The 14,766-nt window shown below is 67.4% G+C and carries 21 protein-coding genes; 12 read left to right on the forward strand and 9 right to left on the reverse strand.

The genetic code is table 11. The features are described from left to right. Positions 1-71 precede the first annotated feature (71 nt). Entirely contained in the window at positions 72-374 is a 303-nt protein-coding gene (locus DMB37_RS05130) for a hypothetical protein (RefSeq protein ID WP_234391062.1), read from the reverse strand. Between the two features lie 335 nt (positions 375-709). Between DMB37_RS05130 and DMB37_RS05135 the strand changes: the two genes are divergently transcribed. After that, positions 710-1,036, forward strand: coding sequence for a hypothetical protein (locus tag DMB37_RS05135; protein ID WP_135231710.1), 327 nt, complete (start codon positions 710-712; stop codon positions 1,034-1,036). An 18-nt stretch (positions 1,037-1,054) separates the two neighbouring features. Here the strand turns inward: DMB37_RS05135 and DMB37_RS05140 are convergent, their stop codons facing one another. Together DMB37_RS05140 and DMB37_RS05145 are read right to left on the reverse strand one after the other, a co-directional pair. Then, on the reverse strand, positions 1,055-1,840 hold the full coding sequence (locus tag DMB37_RS05140) for an RNA polymerase sigma factor SigF (protein WP_135231711.1): 786 nt from the start codon (positions 1,838-1,840) through the stop codon (positions 1,055-1,057). Next, complete coding sequence (locus tag DMB37_RS05145) at positions 1,830-2,261, reverse strand: ATP-binding protein (RefSeq protein ID WP_167768751.1); 432 nt, start codon at positions 2,259-2,261, stop codon at positions 1,830-1,832. The genes DMB37_RS05140 and DMB37_RS05145 overlap by 11 nt, the downstream gene beginning before the upstream one ends. Here DMB37_RS05145 and DMB37_RS40925 point away from each other — a divergent pair. Next, positions 2,260-2,448: a hypothetical protein gene (locus tag DMB37_RS40925; protein ID WP_135231712.1), complete on the forward strand. Its 189-nt coding sequence runs from the start codon at positions 2,260-2,262 to the stop codon at positions 2,446-2,448. The two genes, DMB37_RS05145 and DMB37_RS40925, sit on opposite strands and share 2 nt — an antisense overlap. Here DMB37_RS40925 and DMB37_RS05155 read toward each other — a convergent pair. Both DMB37_RS05155 and DMB37_RS05160 read right to left on the reverse strand, forming a co-directional pair. Then, on the reverse strand, positions 2,435-3,109 hold the full coding sequence (locus tag DMB37_RS05155) for a PAS and ANTAR domain-containing protein (RefSeq protein ID WP_135237355.1): 675 nt from the start codon (positions 3,107-3,109) through the stop codon (positions 2,435-2,437). The two genes, DMB37_RS40925 and DMB37_RS05155, sit on opposite strands and share 14 nt — an antisense overlap. 98 nt (positions 3,110-3,207) lie before the next feature. Next, the gene (locus DMB37_RS05160) at positions 3,208-3,618 is read right to left on the reverse strand and encodes an STAS domain-containing protein (protein WP_135231713.1); all 411 of its coding nucleotides are present in this window, start codon (positions 3,616-3,618) and stop codon (positions 3,208-3,210) included. Positions 3,619-4,093: 475 nt separating this feature from the next. On the opposite strand from DMB37_RS05160, the gene DMB37_RS05165 reads away from it, so the two are divergent. Both DMB37_RS05165 and DMB37_RS05170 read left to right on the forward strand, forming a co-directional pair. Further along, complete coding sequence (locus DMB37_RS05165; RefSeq protein ID WP_135231714.1) at positions 4,094-4,324, forward strand: DUF6480 family protein; 231 nt, start codon at positions 4,094-4,096, stop codon at positions 4,322-4,324. A 156-nt stretch (positions 4,325-4,480) separates the two neighbouring features. Next, entirely contained in the window at positions 4,481-5,692 is a 1,212-nt protein-coding gene (locus tag DMB37_RS05170; RefSeq protein ID WP_135231715.1) for a glycosyltransferase, read from the forward strand. Positions 5,693-5,698: 6 nt separating this feature from the next. Here DMB37_RS05170 and DMB37_RS05175 read toward each other — a convergent pair whose 3' ends face one another. Then, complete coding sequence (locus tag DMB37_RS05175) at positions 5,699-6,244, reverse strand: DUF6328 family protein (RefSeq protein ID WP_135231716.1); 546 nt, start codon at positions 6,242-6,244, stop codon at positions 5,699-5,701. A 227-nt stretch (positions 6,245-6,471) separates the two neighbouring features. On the opposite strand from DMB37_RS05175, the gene DMB37_RS05180 reads away from it, so the two are divergent. From DMB37_RS05180 to DMB37_RS40420, 6 genes are all read left to right on the forward strand, one after another. After that, positions 6,472-7,509: a glycosyltransferase gene (locus DMB37_RS05180; protein WP_135231717.1), complete on the forward strand. Its 1,038-nt coding sequence runs from the start codon at positions 6,472-6,474 to the stop codon at positions 7,507-7,509. After that, positions 7,506-8,480: a glycosyltransferase family 9 protein gene (locus DMB37_RS05185; RefSeq protein WP_135231718.1), complete on the forward strand. Its 975-nt coding sequence runs from the start codon at positions 7,506-7,508 to the stop codon at positions 8,478-8,480. The genes DMB37_RS05180 and DMB37_RS05185 overlap by 4 nt, the downstream gene beginning before the upstream one ends. 67 nt (positions 8,481-8,547) lie before the next feature. Then, complete coding sequence (locus DMB37_RS05190; protein ID WP_135231719.1) at positions 8,548-8,889, forward strand: hypothetical protein; 342 nt, start codon at positions 8,548-8,550, stop codon at positions 8,887-8,889. Positions 8,890-8,962: 73 nt separating this feature from the next. After that, a complete protein-coding gene (locus tag DMB37_RS05195) occupies positions 8,963-9,421 on the forward strand; it encodes a hypothetical protein (protein ID WP_135231720.1) in 459 nt (152 codons plus the stop codon). Beyond that, complete coding sequence (locus DMB37_RS05200) at positions 9,421-9,744, forward strand: hypothetical protein (protein ID WP_135231721.1); 324 nt, start codon at positions 9,421-9,423, stop codon at positions 9,742-9,744. The genes DMB37_RS05195 and DMB37_RS05200 overlap by 1 nt, the downstream gene beginning before the upstream one ends. Positions 9,745-9,798: 54 nt before the next feature. Next, entirely contained in the window at positions 9,799-9,966 is a 168-nt protein-coding gene (locus DMB37_RS40420) for a hypothetical protein (protein ID WP_167768752.1), read from the forward strand. Here the strand turns inward: DMB37_RS40420 and DMB37_RS05205 are convergent. Next, positions 9,953-11,029: a P1 family peptidase gene (locus tag DMB37_RS05205; RefSeq protein ID WP_135231722.1), complete on the reverse strand. Its 1,077-nt coding sequence runs from the start codon at positions 11,027-11,029 to the stop codon at positions 9,953-9,955. The genes DMB37_RS40420 and DMB37_RS05205 overlap by 14 nt on opposite strands. A gap of 103 nt (positions 11,030-11,132) precedes the next feature. On the opposite strand from DMB37_RS05205, the gene DMB37_RS05210 reads away from it, so the two are divergent. Beyond that, positions 11,133-12,635 carry an FAD-dependent oxidoreductase gene (locus DMB37_RS05210; protein ID WP_135231723.1) on the forward strand — a complete coding sequence of 501 codons (1,503 nt, stop codon included), beginning with the start codon at positions 11,133-11,135 and terminating at the stop codon, positions 12,633-12,635. Positions 12,636-12,832: 197 nt separating this feature from the next. On the opposite strand, the gene DMB37_RS05215 is transcribed toward DMB37_RS05210, so the two are convergent. Further along, positions 12,833-13,369, reverse strand: coding sequence for an AAA family ATPase (locus tag DMB37_RS05215; protein ID WP_135231724.1), 537 nt, complete (start codon positions 13,367-13,369; stop codon positions 12,833-12,835). 75 nt (positions 13,370-13,444) lie between these two features. Here DMB37_RS05215 and DMB37_RS05220 point away from each other — a divergent pair, with 75 nt between their 5' ends. Beyond that, on the forward strand, positions 13,445-13,900 hold the full coding sequence (locus DMB37_RS05220) for an NUDIX domain-containing protein (protein WP_135231725.1): 456 nt from the start codon (positions 13,445-13,447) through the stop codon (positions 13,898-13,900). A 5-nt stretch (positions 13,901-13,905) separates the two neighbouring features. On the opposite strand, the gene DMB37_RS05225 is transcribed toward DMB37_RS05220, so the two are convergent. Continuing rightward, on the reverse strand, positions 13,906-14,670 hold the full coding sequence (locus DMB37_RS05225; RefSeq protein WP_107657613.1) for an SDR family oxidoreductase: 765 nt from the start codon (positions 14,668-14,670) through the stop codon (positions 13,906-13,908). Positions 14,671-14,766 lie beyond the last annotated feature (96 nt).

The raw sequence follows: 14,766 nt of genomic DNA on the forward strand, positions 1-14,766 counted from the left end.
CCCGCTACCAGCTATTCACCCGTATCACCGCAAGGGTGTATCGGGGGCAATATCTGCTTGTCGGCCCGAACTCAGCGATCCTCGCGAGTCGGGCGTTCCAGGCGGTTGAAATTGCTCGGTGTCCCGTCCGCGCGACGATCCTGATAGCGAAAATGCAGGTGTCGCTCGTCGAAGGTCGCGAACCATTCGTCCCAATTCACCGGCCGCAGCACCGCTCCGCCGTACCCGGGAAAATCGAAGCGCAGCACCCTGAGCTGACCGTTGTCCTCACTACCCGGCATGGTGGCCGGGCGCGCACCGCGCCGCTCGGCCCACTGCCGGATGATGTCGTGGTTTCTGGTGACGCGTGTGCGCTCCACATTTCCGAAGCGCATGCGATCCATCCGCTCGGGCGACTGGATTTCCTGCGAGTATTTCGGCGACCTCGAGCTCCCCGATCCGGCGTACGGAATCCGGGTGCCTAGTCGGTGTTCGTTCATAAACGAGCTCCCTGAGCCATCGGCATCGTATGTCCGGCTCCCTTTCACGTACCCGACCTCGGCTTCGGGCAAACCGGCTGTAGCGCACTCCACTGTCGAACCGGGCACATCCGGCCCGAAATGCACTGACCGACAGCGCGTCTGTGAGCCGAGTCACCAGCAACGAGGTGGCGATCGCGGTTGATTCAGCCGGACCCGGCTGGGTAACGCCGAACGAAGGAGGAATACAGATGACCAGTCCCGTGTCTCCCGATCCCAGTCCCGTACCCCCGACGCCCAATCCTGATCCGGTACCGCCGAGCCCGAACCCGAACCCCGACCCGGTGCCACCGCGCCCGAACCCGAACCCGGATCCGGTTCCGCCGGTGCCCGGCCCTGATCCGGCACCCGCGCCGCCGGACCCGGTACCACCGGTCCCCGGTCCCGACCCGGCGCCCGCCCCGCCGGACCCCGGCCGCCCCGATCCGCTCCCGCCGGTCCCGGACCCCGGTTCGCCGTTCCCGCCGACCGACCCGGTACCACCACCGACCGACCCGGTCCCGCCGAACCCTCTCTGAGCCGGGACAATTCGGCGATCAGTCGCGTAATGCCTGATCGCGCAGCTGATTCAGGGTTTTCGACAGAATCCGCGAGACGTGCATCTGGGAGACCCCGAGCACGTCCGCGATCTGCGACTGCGTCTTGGACTCGAAGAACCGCATGATCAGCACCTGACGCTCCCGCTCGGGCAGCTCTTCGATCAGCGGCCGCACGGCGAGGTAGTCCTCCACCAGATGGTAGGAGGGCTCTTCCGCGCCAAGGCTTTCCAGCAGCGGCAACGGCGCGTTCTCGATATCGTCGCCTGCCACCGCGTCGATGGACGAGGACTGGTAGGCGTTGCCGGCGATCAGCGCCTGGGTGACCTCGACGATGTCGACGTCCAGCTCGTCGGCGATCTCGCGGGCGCGCGGTATCCGGCCGAGCCGCTGCGACAGCGCCTCCACGGTGGCGCCGATGCTGAGTTGAATCTCCTTGGTGCGCCGCGGTACTCGCACCGCCCAGGTGTTGTCCCGGAAATGCCTGCGCACCTCGCCCATGATGGTGGGCACCGCGAAGGCCAGAAATGACGAGCCGCGGGTGACGTCGAACCGGTCCGTCGCCTGCACCAGGCCGAGCCGGGCGACCTGCAGCAGATCGTCGAAATTCTCACCGCGCCCGGCGAATTTACGCGCGATGTGCTCGGCGAGCGGTAGGCAGCGGCCGATCAGTTCTTCGCGCATCGTCTCGCGACGCGGGTCCCCTTCGTCCAGTGCGGCGATCTTCTCGAACAGCGGCTCGATGTTGTCGTAGCTGTCGCCGCGTGATCTCGATTCACCCGCCATCCGATGCCCCTCGTATCCAACTGAAGTCGACCACAGTGGGATACCCGGATAGGACGCCGTCGAACGGCGCTTGCGCGGCGGCGATCGAATGGGTCAGCGTGCGCACGATGTGCCAGCCGAACCCCGCCTGCCCCACCACCGACTCCGAGGTGGCCACCGAGGCGACATGGACGAACATTTGCTTGCTGTCATAGGTGAATTCGCAGTCCAAGGTGGATCCGGGCACCGCGTCCAGGATCAGGGAGGTGGCGACCTCATCGAGCGCGAGGCGAATGTCGGTGACCTCGTCGAGAGCGAAGTCGGCGATGAGGGCGACGGTCTCGGCGAGCGCGCGCAACATCGTCAACTGTTCCAGCTGCGCGGGGATTCGGACGCCGACCGTTGTTGTTTCCGTTGAGGATCGGGAAGTCGATTCCCCCATGCCCATCACCACCTTGCTCTCGCAGCCGAACCCGGTGCCGTCGGTAACCGCCCATCCGAGTTATTCCGGGCCGCCCGCACCCAGCGCCGCGACAGGCAACAACTTCGAGGCCGCAGCGCTCCTCATCGCTTCCGTCGTACCCGCCGCGGCGCACCCGAAACGTGCGCGCAGGCTCAGTCGGCGTTGATGCGGTCGTGTGCGGTCAGCAGGAGATGGTCGAATCGGGTGCGCAATCCCGCGGTCGCGCCGGTGAGCGTGGCGAGGTCGGCGACGAGGCGCGAAGCCAAGGTGCGAAGCTTGATGTTGGTCTCCTGCGAGCGCCAGCTGAGCACCCGGAACGCCTGCTCGGAGCTGACGCCGTAGACCAGCATCACCGCGCCCTTGGCCTGTTCGATCACCGCACGGGAGGCCCACAGTTCGGGCAGCGCGTCGTCGAGTGCTTCCTGCCGATGGTGCTCGAGGGTGTCGGTCACGTCGATGTAGTACCCGGCGGTGCCCGCGACCTGGTCGCCGTCGTCGAAGAGGTGGTCGGCGACGACGATGATGTGGTGGATCTCGCCCGCGGTGTCGATGATCCGGTGCCTGCTGGAGAACGGTTCGCCGTGCTCGATGGATTTCGCCAGTGCGTTGGCTACCTGGGCGCGATCGTCGGGGTGTTTATGGGTCAGCAGCAAATCGGTAGTCGGTACCACGGTGCCCGGCGAATAGCCGTGCATCGCGGCGACCTCGTCCGACCATTCCCAGCGCTGATCGGCGAACCAGAAACGAAAACTACCGACACTCTGCGGTGTCCCCAAGCCGATCACCCGGTCCAGCGCCAAAGAATCCTCCGGCTGCACCGGCCCCATTTCAGTCACAGCGCAAGTATCCGTCGTCGGCGTACGCCACGCGAACAGATCCGGCGTCGCCACGCCGGAATCGGCGCTGCTCCTGCGTCGGTCGTTCCTCACGCGTCCAGTGCGGCGCGCATCGACGAATAGTGATTGAACAGCGGCCGGACGCCGGAGACCTCGAGCGACCGCTCGATCGCATGCCGACCGGCGACGATGCGGACATCGGTGCCTTCGCAGGCGGCGCGCTGCCGGACCGAGCCGAGGGTGCTCGCGGCCCGCAGGCTCAGGAACCTCGCTGCGCGTAGATCGATCACCACGACGTGGCAGTTGGAACGAACGGCCTGTTCGACGGTGGCGAAGAACTGGGGGCAGGCCGCCGCGTCCAATTCGCCTTCGGCGCGGACCACCACGCATTCGTGGCGACGGTCGACGCGCTGCGCCCAGGAGTGATTGTCGTGGCTCGGCCCCGAACCATTCCGGTGCACGCCCTCTGCGTACGAATGCAGAGCGGAACTAACGGACATAACTGAACCTCCCGTATAAGGGGGGAATTCCAGCTCCACGCAGCACGTCCGGTCGAGGAAAGAGAAGGGGCGAGCAACTGTCGCAACATTGCGAATAGGCCGTCGCGACGATCCCATCGACCGGATTTCGGCGGGTGTGGTGCGCCAGGCGTCGAACCGGGGTCGGCTGTAGTCTCAACCTTCCTCTAGTGTCGCACGGTCCGTTGCCGATGTCACAAATTCAGGCACCACCGCAGCTCCGCGCGGGCACGGATGCGCGGCCCGCGGCGAATCTCTTGATGATCGTCTGCCCGCAATACGAACGGGCAAACTACCCGGATTGACGGTGTGCCGAGCGGGTAGGCCCTGCATATGGAAATACTGGTGATCATCGGAATCGCGGTGCTCGTCGGCGCCGTAGTCATGTCGCGTAAATCGAAAGGCCGCCGACCGAACGCCCCGGAATCGCCGGGCAACGACGGGAAGTAGGCACGTGATGGCCGCCATGGACCCCGACCCGGCAACCACCCCCGATCTGGAGCGCGGCGGCGGCGTAGCGCCGGGCTCCACGCCGCCGGAGACCGCGCAGACCTCCGGCCTGTCCGCTCCCGAGCCGTCGACCAGCCATCACTTCCCCGGCACCAGCGTCGTCGCGATCGTCGTGACGATCATGCTGGTCGTCCTGTTCACCGCGGCGGCACTCGGCATCATTGTGTCGATGATCTGACTCCGTCGCGTATCACTCAGCGGGGTCAAGGGTTTCGTTCGCGCGCCGACGGGCATATCTGTGACATAGCCGAATTCCACACATGTCACGCGATGCCTGGTCGCGGGCACCGCGCAGCGCCGCCTTGTGCCCGTCGTGGTGAGAACGGAGCACATCGTGAAAATTGCCATGGTTTCCGAGAACGCCAGCCCCCTCAGTGCCACCGCGGTGACCGGCCAGCATATCCATGTCGCGGAATTGGCGGCGGCCTACGCGCGGCGCGGACACGAGGTCACCGTTTACACCCGCCGCGATGCTCCGAATCTCTTGCCGGAGTTGGTCACCGACGCGGGCTACCGCGTCGTACATGTGAACGCCGGCCCGGCCGAACCACTGCCGAGAGACCAAAGTCTGCCGCACCTCGGTGATTTCGGCACCTTCCTGCAGCGACAGTGGGGCCTGGACACCCCTGACATCGTGCACGCCCACTTCTGGATGTCCGGCCTCGCCGCGGAATTGGCCGCACGCGCCCACGGGATTCCGGTGGTGGTCACCTTCCACGCACTCGGCACCGTACGGCGCCGCCATCAGGGCCTGGCCGACACCAGCCCGCGCTCGCGCATCCGTTTCGAGCGCCTGATCGCCGGGCGCGCAGCCCATATCGTGGCGACCTGCTCGGACGAGGTGCTGGAGCTGACCAGGATGGGCATCCCGCGGTTCCGCATCTCGGTCGTGCCGAGCGGCGTGGACCTGTCGGCCTTCACCCCGGAGGGCCCGGCCGCCGAACGCGGGCAGCGCCACCGCATGCACCGCGTGCTCTCGGTCGGCCGGCTGGTGCCGCGCAAGGGATTCGACGTCGCGATCAAAGCACTACCGGAGCTGCCGGACACCGAACTCGTGATCGCGGGCGGACCGGTCGGCGACGACATCGATGACGACAGCGAGGGCAGGCGACTGCGCAGACTCGCGATGGAATACGGTGTGCAGGACCGGCTTCGGATGCTCGGCCAGCTCCGCCGCAGCGAGCTGCCCCGCTGGTATCGGTCCGCCGACGTGGTGCTGAGCACCCCGTGGTACGAACCGTTCGGCATGGTGGCGCTGGAGGCGATGGCCTGCCGGAAACCGGTGGTGGCCACCGCGGTCGGCGGTCAGCTCGACACCGTCGTCGACGGGGTCACCGGCAGGCTTGTCGCACCGCCGGATCCGCTCACTGTGGCCAGGGCGGTCCGCCAGCTGCTCGAAGACCGGACCCTCCGTGACACCTGGGGTGCGGCCGGATACCAGCGCGCCGCGAGTCGCTACGCCTGGGATCAGGTCGCCCTCGAAACGCTGACCGCCTACCACCGGGCAGCGCCCGCGCACGCCGGCGAAGTCGTCTCGGCCCACTGAATGCCGTCAGCCCGCTTCGTCGTCGGGCCTGCTGGCTCTGCGCCAGAACAGCGGCGCGATCAACCACGCGACCAGGAACAGCGCCGCGACGACCACACCCGCGACCACCGCGTCGGCCGTCCCGGTGACCATGGCGACCACCAGCACCGTCGCCCCGATCAGCGCGACGCCGAGCAGGCCGACGCCTGCCATCGCGCAGCGGTGCGCCGCAGCGACCACATTGCCGAGCCGGTGGCGCCGAAACAGGATTCGATGCCAGGAGACCGGCGCGACCAGGAACACCGTCGCCCCGATCGCCGCGAACAATGTCACCAGGTAGAGCACCCGCAGCCCGTGCGACAGTGTCGCGAAGGACGGCTGGAACGGCACGATGAGCAGAGCCGATATCAGGAACTGGACGCCGGTCTGCACCACCCGCAGCTCCTGGATGAGGTTGCTCCAATTGCGGTCCAGCCGTTCGGTTTCGGTCTCGCCACGGACGGTGCGATTCCAGTCGGTATCACTGTTCGGCACGGACGGCCCGCGCTTGCTCGACTCTCCGGTAGCGTCCATCACCGGTCATCTCCTACTCACCCCGTCCCAGCTGTCCACGGGCTGTTTCCGCAGGTTAGAGGTACCCGGTCTGCCGAAAATTAACCAGCCGGCCGTGGAAGTACCAGGCCGAGTGCAAGCCGTCCCGATCATCCGGGCGTTCGATAACGCGACCCCCGCCGGTCAACTCGTCGGCAGTCGATGAAGAGTGGGCGTTTCGGAACCCCTGACGCGGGCACCCGAGCCATATGGAAGCTCCGACGACTCAAACGAACGGGGCGGCCGAACCGCTGAACGTTCTTGTCTGGCATGTGCACGGCCCCTGGCTGAACTCGTTTGTCCAGGGCAAGCATCGGTACCTCGTACCGTATGACGGTCGCGACGGCGCGCCGGGAAGCGAATGGGCGCGCGGGCTGTGCGGTCGCCCCTGGCCCAGCGCCCGCGACATCGCACCGGCCGATCTCGCAGGCGAGAACATCGATGTCGTTGTGCTGCAACGCCCCGGAGAACTCGATCTGGTGGCGCAATGGTTGGGCAGATCACCCGGCACCGATCTGCCCGCGGTCTACGTCGAGCACGAAACCCCGCGTGAGCACGCGGCGCTCACCCGGCATCCGCTGGCCGACCGCACCGATATACCGCTGGTCCACGTCACCCCCTTCAACCGGCTGATGTGGGACAACGGCCGCTGCCCCACCACCGTCATCCCGCACGGTGTGCGCGACCCCGGCCTGCTGTACACGGGCGAACTACCCAGGGCCGCAACAATTATCAACGATCCGATCCCGCGCTGGCGGATCACCGGCACCGACCTGCTCGCCCCGCTCTCGCTGGCCGCGCCGATCGACGTGTACGGCACCGGCACCGAAGACCTGCCCAACGCGCTCCAGGTGCCGTCCGAACGGGTATGTGGTGCAGGCGATTTCATCCAGGACCGGCTCCATGCCGAGCTGGCCCGCCGCCGCGTGTTCGTGCACACGCCGCGCTGGACGTCGCTGGGCTTGTCGGTGATCGAGGCGATGTACCTCGGGATGCCGATCGTCGCGCTCGGCACGACCGAGGCCTCCGCGTCGATCCCCGCCGACGCGGGCGTGGTCTCCACCGAGCCGGACATTCTCGCCGAGGCGATCAGGCAGTTCCTGCACGAACCGGTGTTCGCCGAGCTGACCGGCAAGGCCGCACGGCATTGGGCGCAGGCCAATTTCGGCATCGACCAGTTCCTCGACCGCTGGGACGCGGCGCTCGCCGAGTGCACCGCCGCGCACCCGACGTTGCGGACGCGATGACCGGCCACGTCCTGGTGGCGCGGCTGGACAGCGCCGGTGATGTCCTGCTCGCCGGACCCGCCGTGCGCGCGGTCGCCCGGGTCGCCGACACCGTGACCTTTCTCGCGGGCCCGCGCGGCAGCTCGGCCGCCGCACTACTGCCGGGCATCGACCGGGTACTCCAGTTCGAGGCCCCCTGGCTCGACGCCGATCCGCCGCCGCTGACCCACGCGTCCGTGCGCGCCCTGATCGAATGCCTGCGCATGCTCGCGCCGGACGAGGCGATCATCAGTACCTCCCAGCACCAGTCGCCGCTGCCGCTCGCGCTGATCCTGCGGATGGCGGGTGTGCCGCGGATCAGCGCGATCACCACCGACGAGGCCGGTTCGCTGCTCGATGTCCGGCATCGGGTGAAAGACGATATGCCGGAGCAGATTCGGGCCTTGTCGCTGGCTGTCGCGGCAGGCTATCCGCCCGCCGGTCACCGGCTGCGGGTCCGCGACGATCTGCCCGAGGTCGACGAATTGACCGGTGGCCCAGGCTATGTGGTGCTGCATCCGGGTGCCGCCGAACCCTCTCGCCGGATGTCGGCGACGCGCAGCAGGCAGGTGGCCGCGGCGCTGGTCGACGCGGGGCATCGCGTGGTGGTGACCGGCAGCCCGGCCGAGCGGGCACTCACCGATGCCGTCGCCGACGGGCATGCCCGTGATCTCGGCGGCGCCACGGATCTGGCCGGTCTGGCCGCCGTGCTGCGCGATGCCAACGCGGTGGTCGCCCCGAACACCGGTGCCGCGCCGCTGGCCGCCGCCGTGGCCACGCCGGTCGTTTCCTTGTTCGCGCCGGTTGTCCCGGCGCGCCGCTGGGCCCCTTACGGCGTGCCGACCGTGGTGCTCGGCGATCAGTCCGTGCCGTGCGGCCGGTACGGTCTCGACGCCATCCCGGACTTCGCGATCGTCTCCGCGACCGAGCAGGTGCTTCGCGCCGCCGATTGAGCCCTGTTCGTCCGGGTATGCGTTCGAATGCCCCCTTTGATGGTGGTTGGACCAGAAAGGACCCCCTATGCTTCCCGGACCGGACGAAACGACCACGGGTCACGGCGGTGCCGAGCACCACGGACGTCCCGACGACAATTTCCCGGATTACACCAGGACCTCACGCGCCCACGTCGGTGAATCCATCGAGGACGCCCGCAACTGGCCGGGCATCATCCTGGTCGCGCTCGGACTGGTCGGCCTCGGGTTGACGCTGACCGCCGCCGGATACGGCTTCGAGGGTTGGGCGATCATCGGTGCCATCGCCACGGTGGCCTGCGTGGTGATCGGCGTGCTCGTAATCGTGCTCGAGCACCGCCGCCTCAAGAACAAGGAGGGCCTCGGCCTCACCGACCAGGCCGGCCATTGATTGGGCAAATCGGGCCCGGGTATTGCGCACCGTGACGCCGCCGACCGCGGCGGCCATCGCCAGAGGAGAAAACATGACCCGACATCGCCATCGGCCGATGCTGCGCGCACTGCTGCTCTCCGGTGCGCTCGCCGCGGCCCCGTTGCTCGCCGCGTGTTCGGACGACAACAAGGATCCGGCGGCCCCCGCCACCCCCGACAACACGGTCATGCTGACCATGCCGTCGACCACGGCACAGGTGCCCGACCCGGACGATCAAGTCTCCGACGCGGCGGCAAAGCAGCTGTGCGACATGATGCGCCCGGATATCGACAAGTGGCGCACCGAGGGTGCGGCGCTGGGCCGAGTGGCCTTCAACGGCACCGTGCACAACTGGGCGGCCCGCAACGGCGGGCTGAACGACACCGTGCTGAAGGACCGCGGCGTCATCGACAAGATCACCACCCAGCACTGCCCCGACGTGCGCCAGCAGGCGCTCGAGGTACTCGACACGTCTGATCTCGCAGGCGCGCTCGCCGGATTCGGAGGCTGATGATGACCAGAACCACCACCTCGCTCTGCGTGTTCGCGCTGGCCACGGCGTTCTTCGTGGGCGGCTGCGGTGACGAGCCGGAGAAACTCGTCAACAAGGGCGGCGATACGCCGTGCAACGAGTTCACCGCGCAGGATCCGGACAAGCAGCGGATCACCGTCACCAAGTTCCTCGAGCAGGAACGCGGCGGCGAGGCGCCGTCCACGCAGGATCAGACCGTGGACGCGTCGATCGCGGCGATCAAGTTGATGTGCACGGCTCAGGCGAATCCGGATACCCCGATCAAGAAGGCCGACCTGACCGGCATTCTGGTCCCGAAGTAAGCACACAGGCACGAACGAGGCGAGGACATGACATCGCGCCATCATAGAAACGTTGTGGAACTGCTTGTTCTGCAACACAATCGGATGCGCGAGCTGTTAGAGGAGATGCTGTCCACGGCGGGCCCGGAGCGCAAGGAGTCGTTCGAGGAGTTCGTCCGCTGGCTCGCGGTGCACGAGGCCACCGAGGCAGAGTTGATGCAGGACACCGCTATTTCGTGGTGAGCAACTTCAGCACCGTGTCCACCGGCAGCGCCGGCGAGCGATGGCCGTCCCGGCCGACCATCGTCTCGCCGGCGAACAGCACGTTCACGACAGCTTCCTCGACGGCCTGGACGATCGCGTCGTAGAACGGATTGAGCTGACCCCATGGGATGAATGTCAGCTGTTCATACCGACTTTCGCCATTGGGGAAGGCACTGGTGAGCGCGCCCTCGTTGGCGGTGGAGAAGGTGAGAAAGATATCACCGGAGAAGTGCGAGCCGGTGGTGCCGGTGCGGGCGAGACCGAGCGGCACCCGGCGCGACATCGCGGTCAGCTGGCCCGGCAGCAGCGGCGCGTCGGTCGCGACGACGACGATGACCGAGCCGGACCCCGCCGGGGCGGCCCACGCACCCAGCGGATCGTCCTCGGCCAGCGCCTCGCCCAGCGGCACGCCACGGATCGTAAGTTCCTTGCGGGCACCGAAATTCGCTTGGACGAAGGCGCCCACGGTGTAGGTGTCCTTGCCGTAACCGACGCGGCGCGACGCGGTGCCGCTGCCGCCCTTGAATCCGTAGCAGTTCATTCCGGTGCCGCCGCCGACGCTACCCTCGGCGATCGGCCCACCCGCTGCGGTCTCGATGGCCGCCATGGCATCGGCCGACGTGACGTGCGCGCCGTTGATGTCGTTGAGGTAGCCGTCCCATGTTTCGGCGACGACCGGCAGCGACCAGTCGTCGGGTAGTTCCGGAAACGCCTCGACCAGCCAGTCGATGATCCCCCGGTGGCAGGTGCCGACGGCGTGGGTGTTGGTGATCAGGATGGGCAGCGCCAGCGAACCCGTCTCGGTGAGCCAGACGGTTCCGGTCATCTCGCCGTTGCCGTTGAGCGAATACCAGCCCGCGGCGCACGGGGTGAAGACCCGCTCGCGACCGCGCGGCAGGATCGCCGTGACGCCGGTGCGCACGTCCTCGCCGCGAATGAGGGTGGTGTAACCCACCTCGACCCCGGGCACGTCGGTGATAGCGTTCAATTCCCCAGTGGCTCCAGGGAATTGCAGTCCGAACTCCCGCGCACGCACATTCATGGGATGATCGTAAGGAAAGAAACCGACCGCCGCGCGGTTATCTAGCCAGTTTTCAGACATCGAGCTCGGGTTTGCCCGGTCGCGGACCGGTTATGCCGGGACTATGACGCCACTATGGTTGAACGACGCCGAAGTACCAGCGCGGTTGCGATTGACGCCAGGATCACGCTTCGACACCGTCGTGATCGGCGGCGGTCTCACCGGGCTGGTGACCGCGCTGCTGCTCGCCGAGAGTGGCGTGCAAGTGGCCGTCGTGGAGGGCAAGCGGGTCGGCGCGGGCACCACCGGCGCCACCACCGGCAAGATCAGCCTGCTGCAGGGCACCCGGGCACAGCAGATCCGAAAGCGCCACTCCGTGGGCACCCTGCGTGACTATGTGGCGGCGAATCGCGAAGGGCAGCAATGGTTGCTGCGGTTCTGCGCGGAGCACGGCGTCGCCGTGCAACATCAGGCGGCACTCACTTACGCGCAGTCCGAAGACGAAATCGGCAAGGTGCGTGCGGAATTCGACGCGACGCAGGAGGCCGGGTTACCCACCGAGCTCGTCGACGAGCTCGACGTACCCTTCCCCAACTACGGTGCGGTACGGCTGGCCGACCAGGCCCAAGCCGATCCGATGGCCGTCCTCGCCGCACTCGCGGCCCAGGTCGAGTCGCATGCGGCGCCGATCTACGAGTCGACCTCCGTGCGCGGCGTGCACAGCGGCCGCAACGGCGAGCTCACCGTGGAGACCGAACACGGCGATCTGGGTGCGCGCACCGTCGTGCTGGCGACGGGCACACCGATACTCGATCGCGGCGGGTTCTTCGCCAGGCTCACCGCACAGCGTTCCTACTTGGCCGCGTTCCGGCTGACCGAACCGATCCCGCGCGAGATGTACATCAGCGCGGGGCAACCCACTCGCTCCCTCCGGTACGCGCCGACGCCGGACGGGGACGTGCTGCTGGTCGGCGGCAATGGTCATCCCGTCGGACGCACGAAGTCCGAGCGCGCGAAGGTCGACGATCTGCTCAGCTGGACGCGGACCTGGTTCCCCACCGCGCAACCCATGCAGGAGTGGTCGGCCCAGGACTACTCGCCGGTCGGCGAACTGCCCTATGTCGGGCCGCTGTTGCCCGGTCGGGAGAACATCCTGCTCGGCACCGGATATGCGAAGTGGGGCCTCACCAACGGCGTCGCCGCCGCCTTGGCGCTGGCCGGTCGGATCACCGGCAAGTCACCGCACTGGGCCGATGCGCTGGCCAGTTGGCGGCCGAACGAGGTCAAGGCGCTACCGTCCGCCGCCCTCGCGAACAGCGCTGTCGCGCAACAACTCACGACCGGCTGGCTGCGCGTGACCACCCACTCGTCCGATCAGGTCCCGGCCGAGGGCTGCGGCACCGTCGAACGGCACGGCCTGCGCCCCACCGCCACCTGCACGGTCGACGGCACCACCACCGAGCTGTCCGCCGTCTGCCCGCACCTCTACGGGATCGTCCGCTGGAACGACGCCGAGCGCTCCTGGGACTGCCCGCTGCACGGTTCCCGGTTCGCCCCCGACGGCACCGTGCTCGAAGGGCCCGCTACCAAGCCGCTTGCCCCACTGAGCCCGCCACGGCCGTCCTGAAACCCTGATCGGGCATAGCAAATTCTTGCCTATCGGGCACGCTACGCGGCCCGATCCGCCCTGCGACGGTTAGCGTGGGAGACGTGGTCACGCTGACACGGTCGGCTCAGGGCGCTGCAGCAGATCCACCGGCTGAATCCCGTTGACCGATCGTCCGGTGGCACAGCACCACTGAACGGCGGGGAGGCCCGCGCGGGTTACTGCGGCAGCGGTTCCGCGCGGGTCAAAATCTGGTCGACGGTCTGCTCGACGGTGAGATCGGAAGTGTCCAGCCACAATCCGATGCGCGGGGTGGTCTGCCGCAAGGCCGCGTCCAGGTCGGCAACGCTGAACGTGCCATACGCTTGCTTGCCCCGCGCGGCTTCCCGGGCGGCGACGGCGTACGGCCGCGGCGCGAGCACCACCACGTACAACGGGCGCGTCTCGATCTGATCGATGGTGTACTGCAACAACTCTCCGAGCACGGTGTCCTGCAACACCGCGGTGAAGCCGGCCTCCGCGTAGGCGTCGGCGGCATTCGCCGCGAGCCGATGCCGCAGACAGAGCTGCCGCAGCGCCTCCTGCGAAGGCTCCCTGCTCATTTCGTCCCGGCCACCGACGATGAACCTTCGGAAAGTGTCACCTCGTACATGCGCCGACCGCGGCAGTCGCTCGGCTAACGCCTGCGCCACAGTCGACTTCCCCGCCGCCTGAATGCCAGTAATGAGGAAGACCGAAGGTGTCATGCTGATCATAATTGCACTGGATGCGAGTGAGTATCGGGTGAGAGGGCGGATAGTACGCTTGCCCGAACTCGACCAGGAGGCCAGTTGACGATCTTCCGCAGTGTCATCGGAGTGCAGTTGTTGCTGACCAAGGGTGAACGTGTGCTGCTCGCGCGGCGGCGCAACACCGAGTTCGGCGACGGGGAATGGAACGCTCCCGGCGGGCGGCTCGATGCCGGCGAGGATGTGCTCACTGCGGTCATCCGGGAGGCCGAGGAGGAGATCGGGGTGCAGGTGGCGCGCGAGCACGTCCGGATGGTCGCCTCGATGCACATCCAATCCCCGCCCGGTCAAGCGTTGATCGTGTTCATCTTCCAGGCCGATACCTGGTCCGGCGAACCCTGGAACCGCGAACCCGAGCGCTGTTCGGAGCTGCGCTGGTTCGACGTCGACGACATCCCGGACGACACCATTCTCAGCACCCGCGCCGGGCTGGACATGTTCCGCAACAACGAACACTTCGGCCTGTACGGCTGGCCCGAACACGCCACCCTGCGGTAGGGCGGTCAGAGCAGGGTGCCGCCGGAGGCGTCGATGTAGGAACCGGTGATCCAGCGGGCGTCCTCGGACGCGACGAAGGCCACCACGTCGGCGATGTCGGATACCTCGCCGACCCGGTTGAAGGCCGACCAGGCGGACATCTCGGCGACGGTGTCCGGGTCGTCGAAGACCGGATCACCGTTGTTGGTGACGCCCGGGGCGACCGTGTTGATGGTGATGCCGCGGGGCGCGATGTGCAGGGCCAGTTGCAAGGTGATCTGTTCCATGGCGCCCTTGCTCATCGCGTAGCAGATCTGCGACGGCAGCGAGGTCCTGGTCATGCCGGAGGAGATGTTGATGATCCGGCCACCGGAGGTCATCGAGCTCAGTGCGCGCAGGGTGAGATAGAACGGCGCCTTGGTGTTGACCGCGATGTGCCGATCGAACATCTCCGGCGTGACGTCCTCGGGCATCGTGCCGGTGAAGCCGGCGTGCGCCGCGTTGTTCACCAGGATGTCCAGCCGCACGGTGCCGGTGCGGGTGAGCAGTTCCGGTTCCAGCTGCGCGAACAACTCCGAGATCGCCTCCGGCGCACCGAGTTCGGCGCGCACCAGAAAAGCGTGACCGCCCGCCGCCTCGATCAGCCGGACGGTCTCCTTGCCTGCCCCCTCGTTGGTCGAATAGTGCACCGCGACCAGCGCGCCGTCCCGCGCGAGACGGCAGGCGATGCCGCGTCCGATACCACGGCTGGAACCGGTGACCAGGGCCACTTTGCCCTGCAACTTGCCCATGACTTCCCCTCCGCTACTACGGTTTGTAGTACATAGTAGCGAAGTACGCCAACGGGACAATCCCGGCGAACCGTGCCGAATGCCACAGGCGAAAGT

It is taken from the genome of Nocardia sp. CS682, assembly GCF_004634405.1.
In the GTDB taxonomy this organism is placed as follows: domain Bacteria; phylum Actinomycetota; class Actinomycetes; order Mycobacteriales; family Mycobacteriaceae; genus Nocardia; species Nocardia ninae.

Bases quoted from the DNA above. Each gene is read 5' to 3' on its own strand.
- DMB37_RS05215 (WP_135231724.1), bottom strand. From the start codon at position 13,369: ATGATCAGCATGACACCTTCGGTCTTCCTCATTACTGGCATTCAGGCG.
- DMB37_RS05190 (WP_135231719.1), top strand. From the start codon at position 8,548: ATGCTTCCCGGACCGGACGAAACGACCACGGGTCACGGCGGTGCCGAG.
- DMB37_RS05140 (WP_135231711.1), bottom strand. From the start codon at position 1,840: ATGGCGGGTGAATCGAGATCACGCGGCGACAGCTACGACAACATCGAG.
- DMB37_RS05185 (WP_135231718.1), top strand. From the start codon at position 7,506: ATGACCGGCCACGTCCTGGTGGCGCGGCTGGACAGCGCCGGTGATGTC.
- DMB37_RS05180 (WP_135231717.1), top strand. From the start codon at position 6,472: ATGGAAGCTCCGACGACTCAAACGAACGGGGCGGCCGAACCGCTGAAC.
- DMB37_RS40925 (WP_135231712.1), top strand. From the start codon at position 2,260: ATGCCCATCACCACCTTGCTCTCGCAGCCGAACCCGGTGCCGTCGGTA.
- DMB37_RS05175 (WP_135231716.1), bottom strand. From the start codon at position 6,244: ATGGACGCTACCGGAGAGTCGAGCAAGCGCGGGCCGTCCGTGCCGAAC.
- DMB37_RS05200 (WP_135231721.1), top strand. From the start codon at position 9,421: ATGATGACCAGAACCACCACCTCGCTCTGCGTGTTCGCGCTGGCCACG.
- DMB37_RS05135 (WP_135231710.1), top strand. From the start codon at position 710: ATGACCAGTCCCGTGTCTCCCGATCCCAGTCCCGTACCCCCGACGCCC.
- DMB37_RS05165 (WP_135231714.1), top strand. From the start codon at position 4,094: ATGGCCGCCATGGACCCCGACCCGGCAACCACCCCCGATCTGGAGCGC.
- DMB37_RS05205 (WP_135231722.1), bottom strand. From the start codon at position 11,029: ATGAATGTGCGTGCGCGGGAGTTCGGACTGCAATTCCCTGGAGCCACT.
- DMB37_RS05155 (WP_135237355.1), bottom strand. From the start codon at position 3,109: ATGGGGCCGGTGCAGCCGGAGGATTCTTTGGCGCTGGACCGGGTGATC.
- DMB37_RS05210 (WP_135231723.1), top strand. From the start codon at position 11,133: ATGACGCCACTATGGTTGAACGACGCCGAAGTACCAGCGCGGTTGCGA.
- DMB37_RS05195 (WP_135231720.1), top strand. From the start codon at position 8,963: ATGACCCGACATCGCCATCGGCCGATGCTGCGCGCACTGCTGCTCTCC.
- DMB37_RS05160 (WP_135231713.1), bottom strand. From the start codon at position 3,618: ATGTCCGTTAGTTCCGCTCTGCATTCGTACGCAGAGGGCGTGCACCGG.
- DMB37_RS05130 (WP_234391062.1), bottom strand. From the start codon at position 374: ATGCGCTTCGGAAATGTGGAGCGCACACGCGTCACCAGAAACCACGAC.
- DMB37_RS05145 (WP_167768751.1), bottom strand. From the start codon at position 2,261: ATGGGGGAATCGACTTCCCGATCCTCAACGGAAACAACAACGGTCGGC.
- DMB37_RS05225 (WP_107657613.1), bottom strand. From the start codon at position 14,670: ATGGGCAAGTTGCAGGGCAAAGTGGCCCTGGTCACCGGTTCCAGCCGT.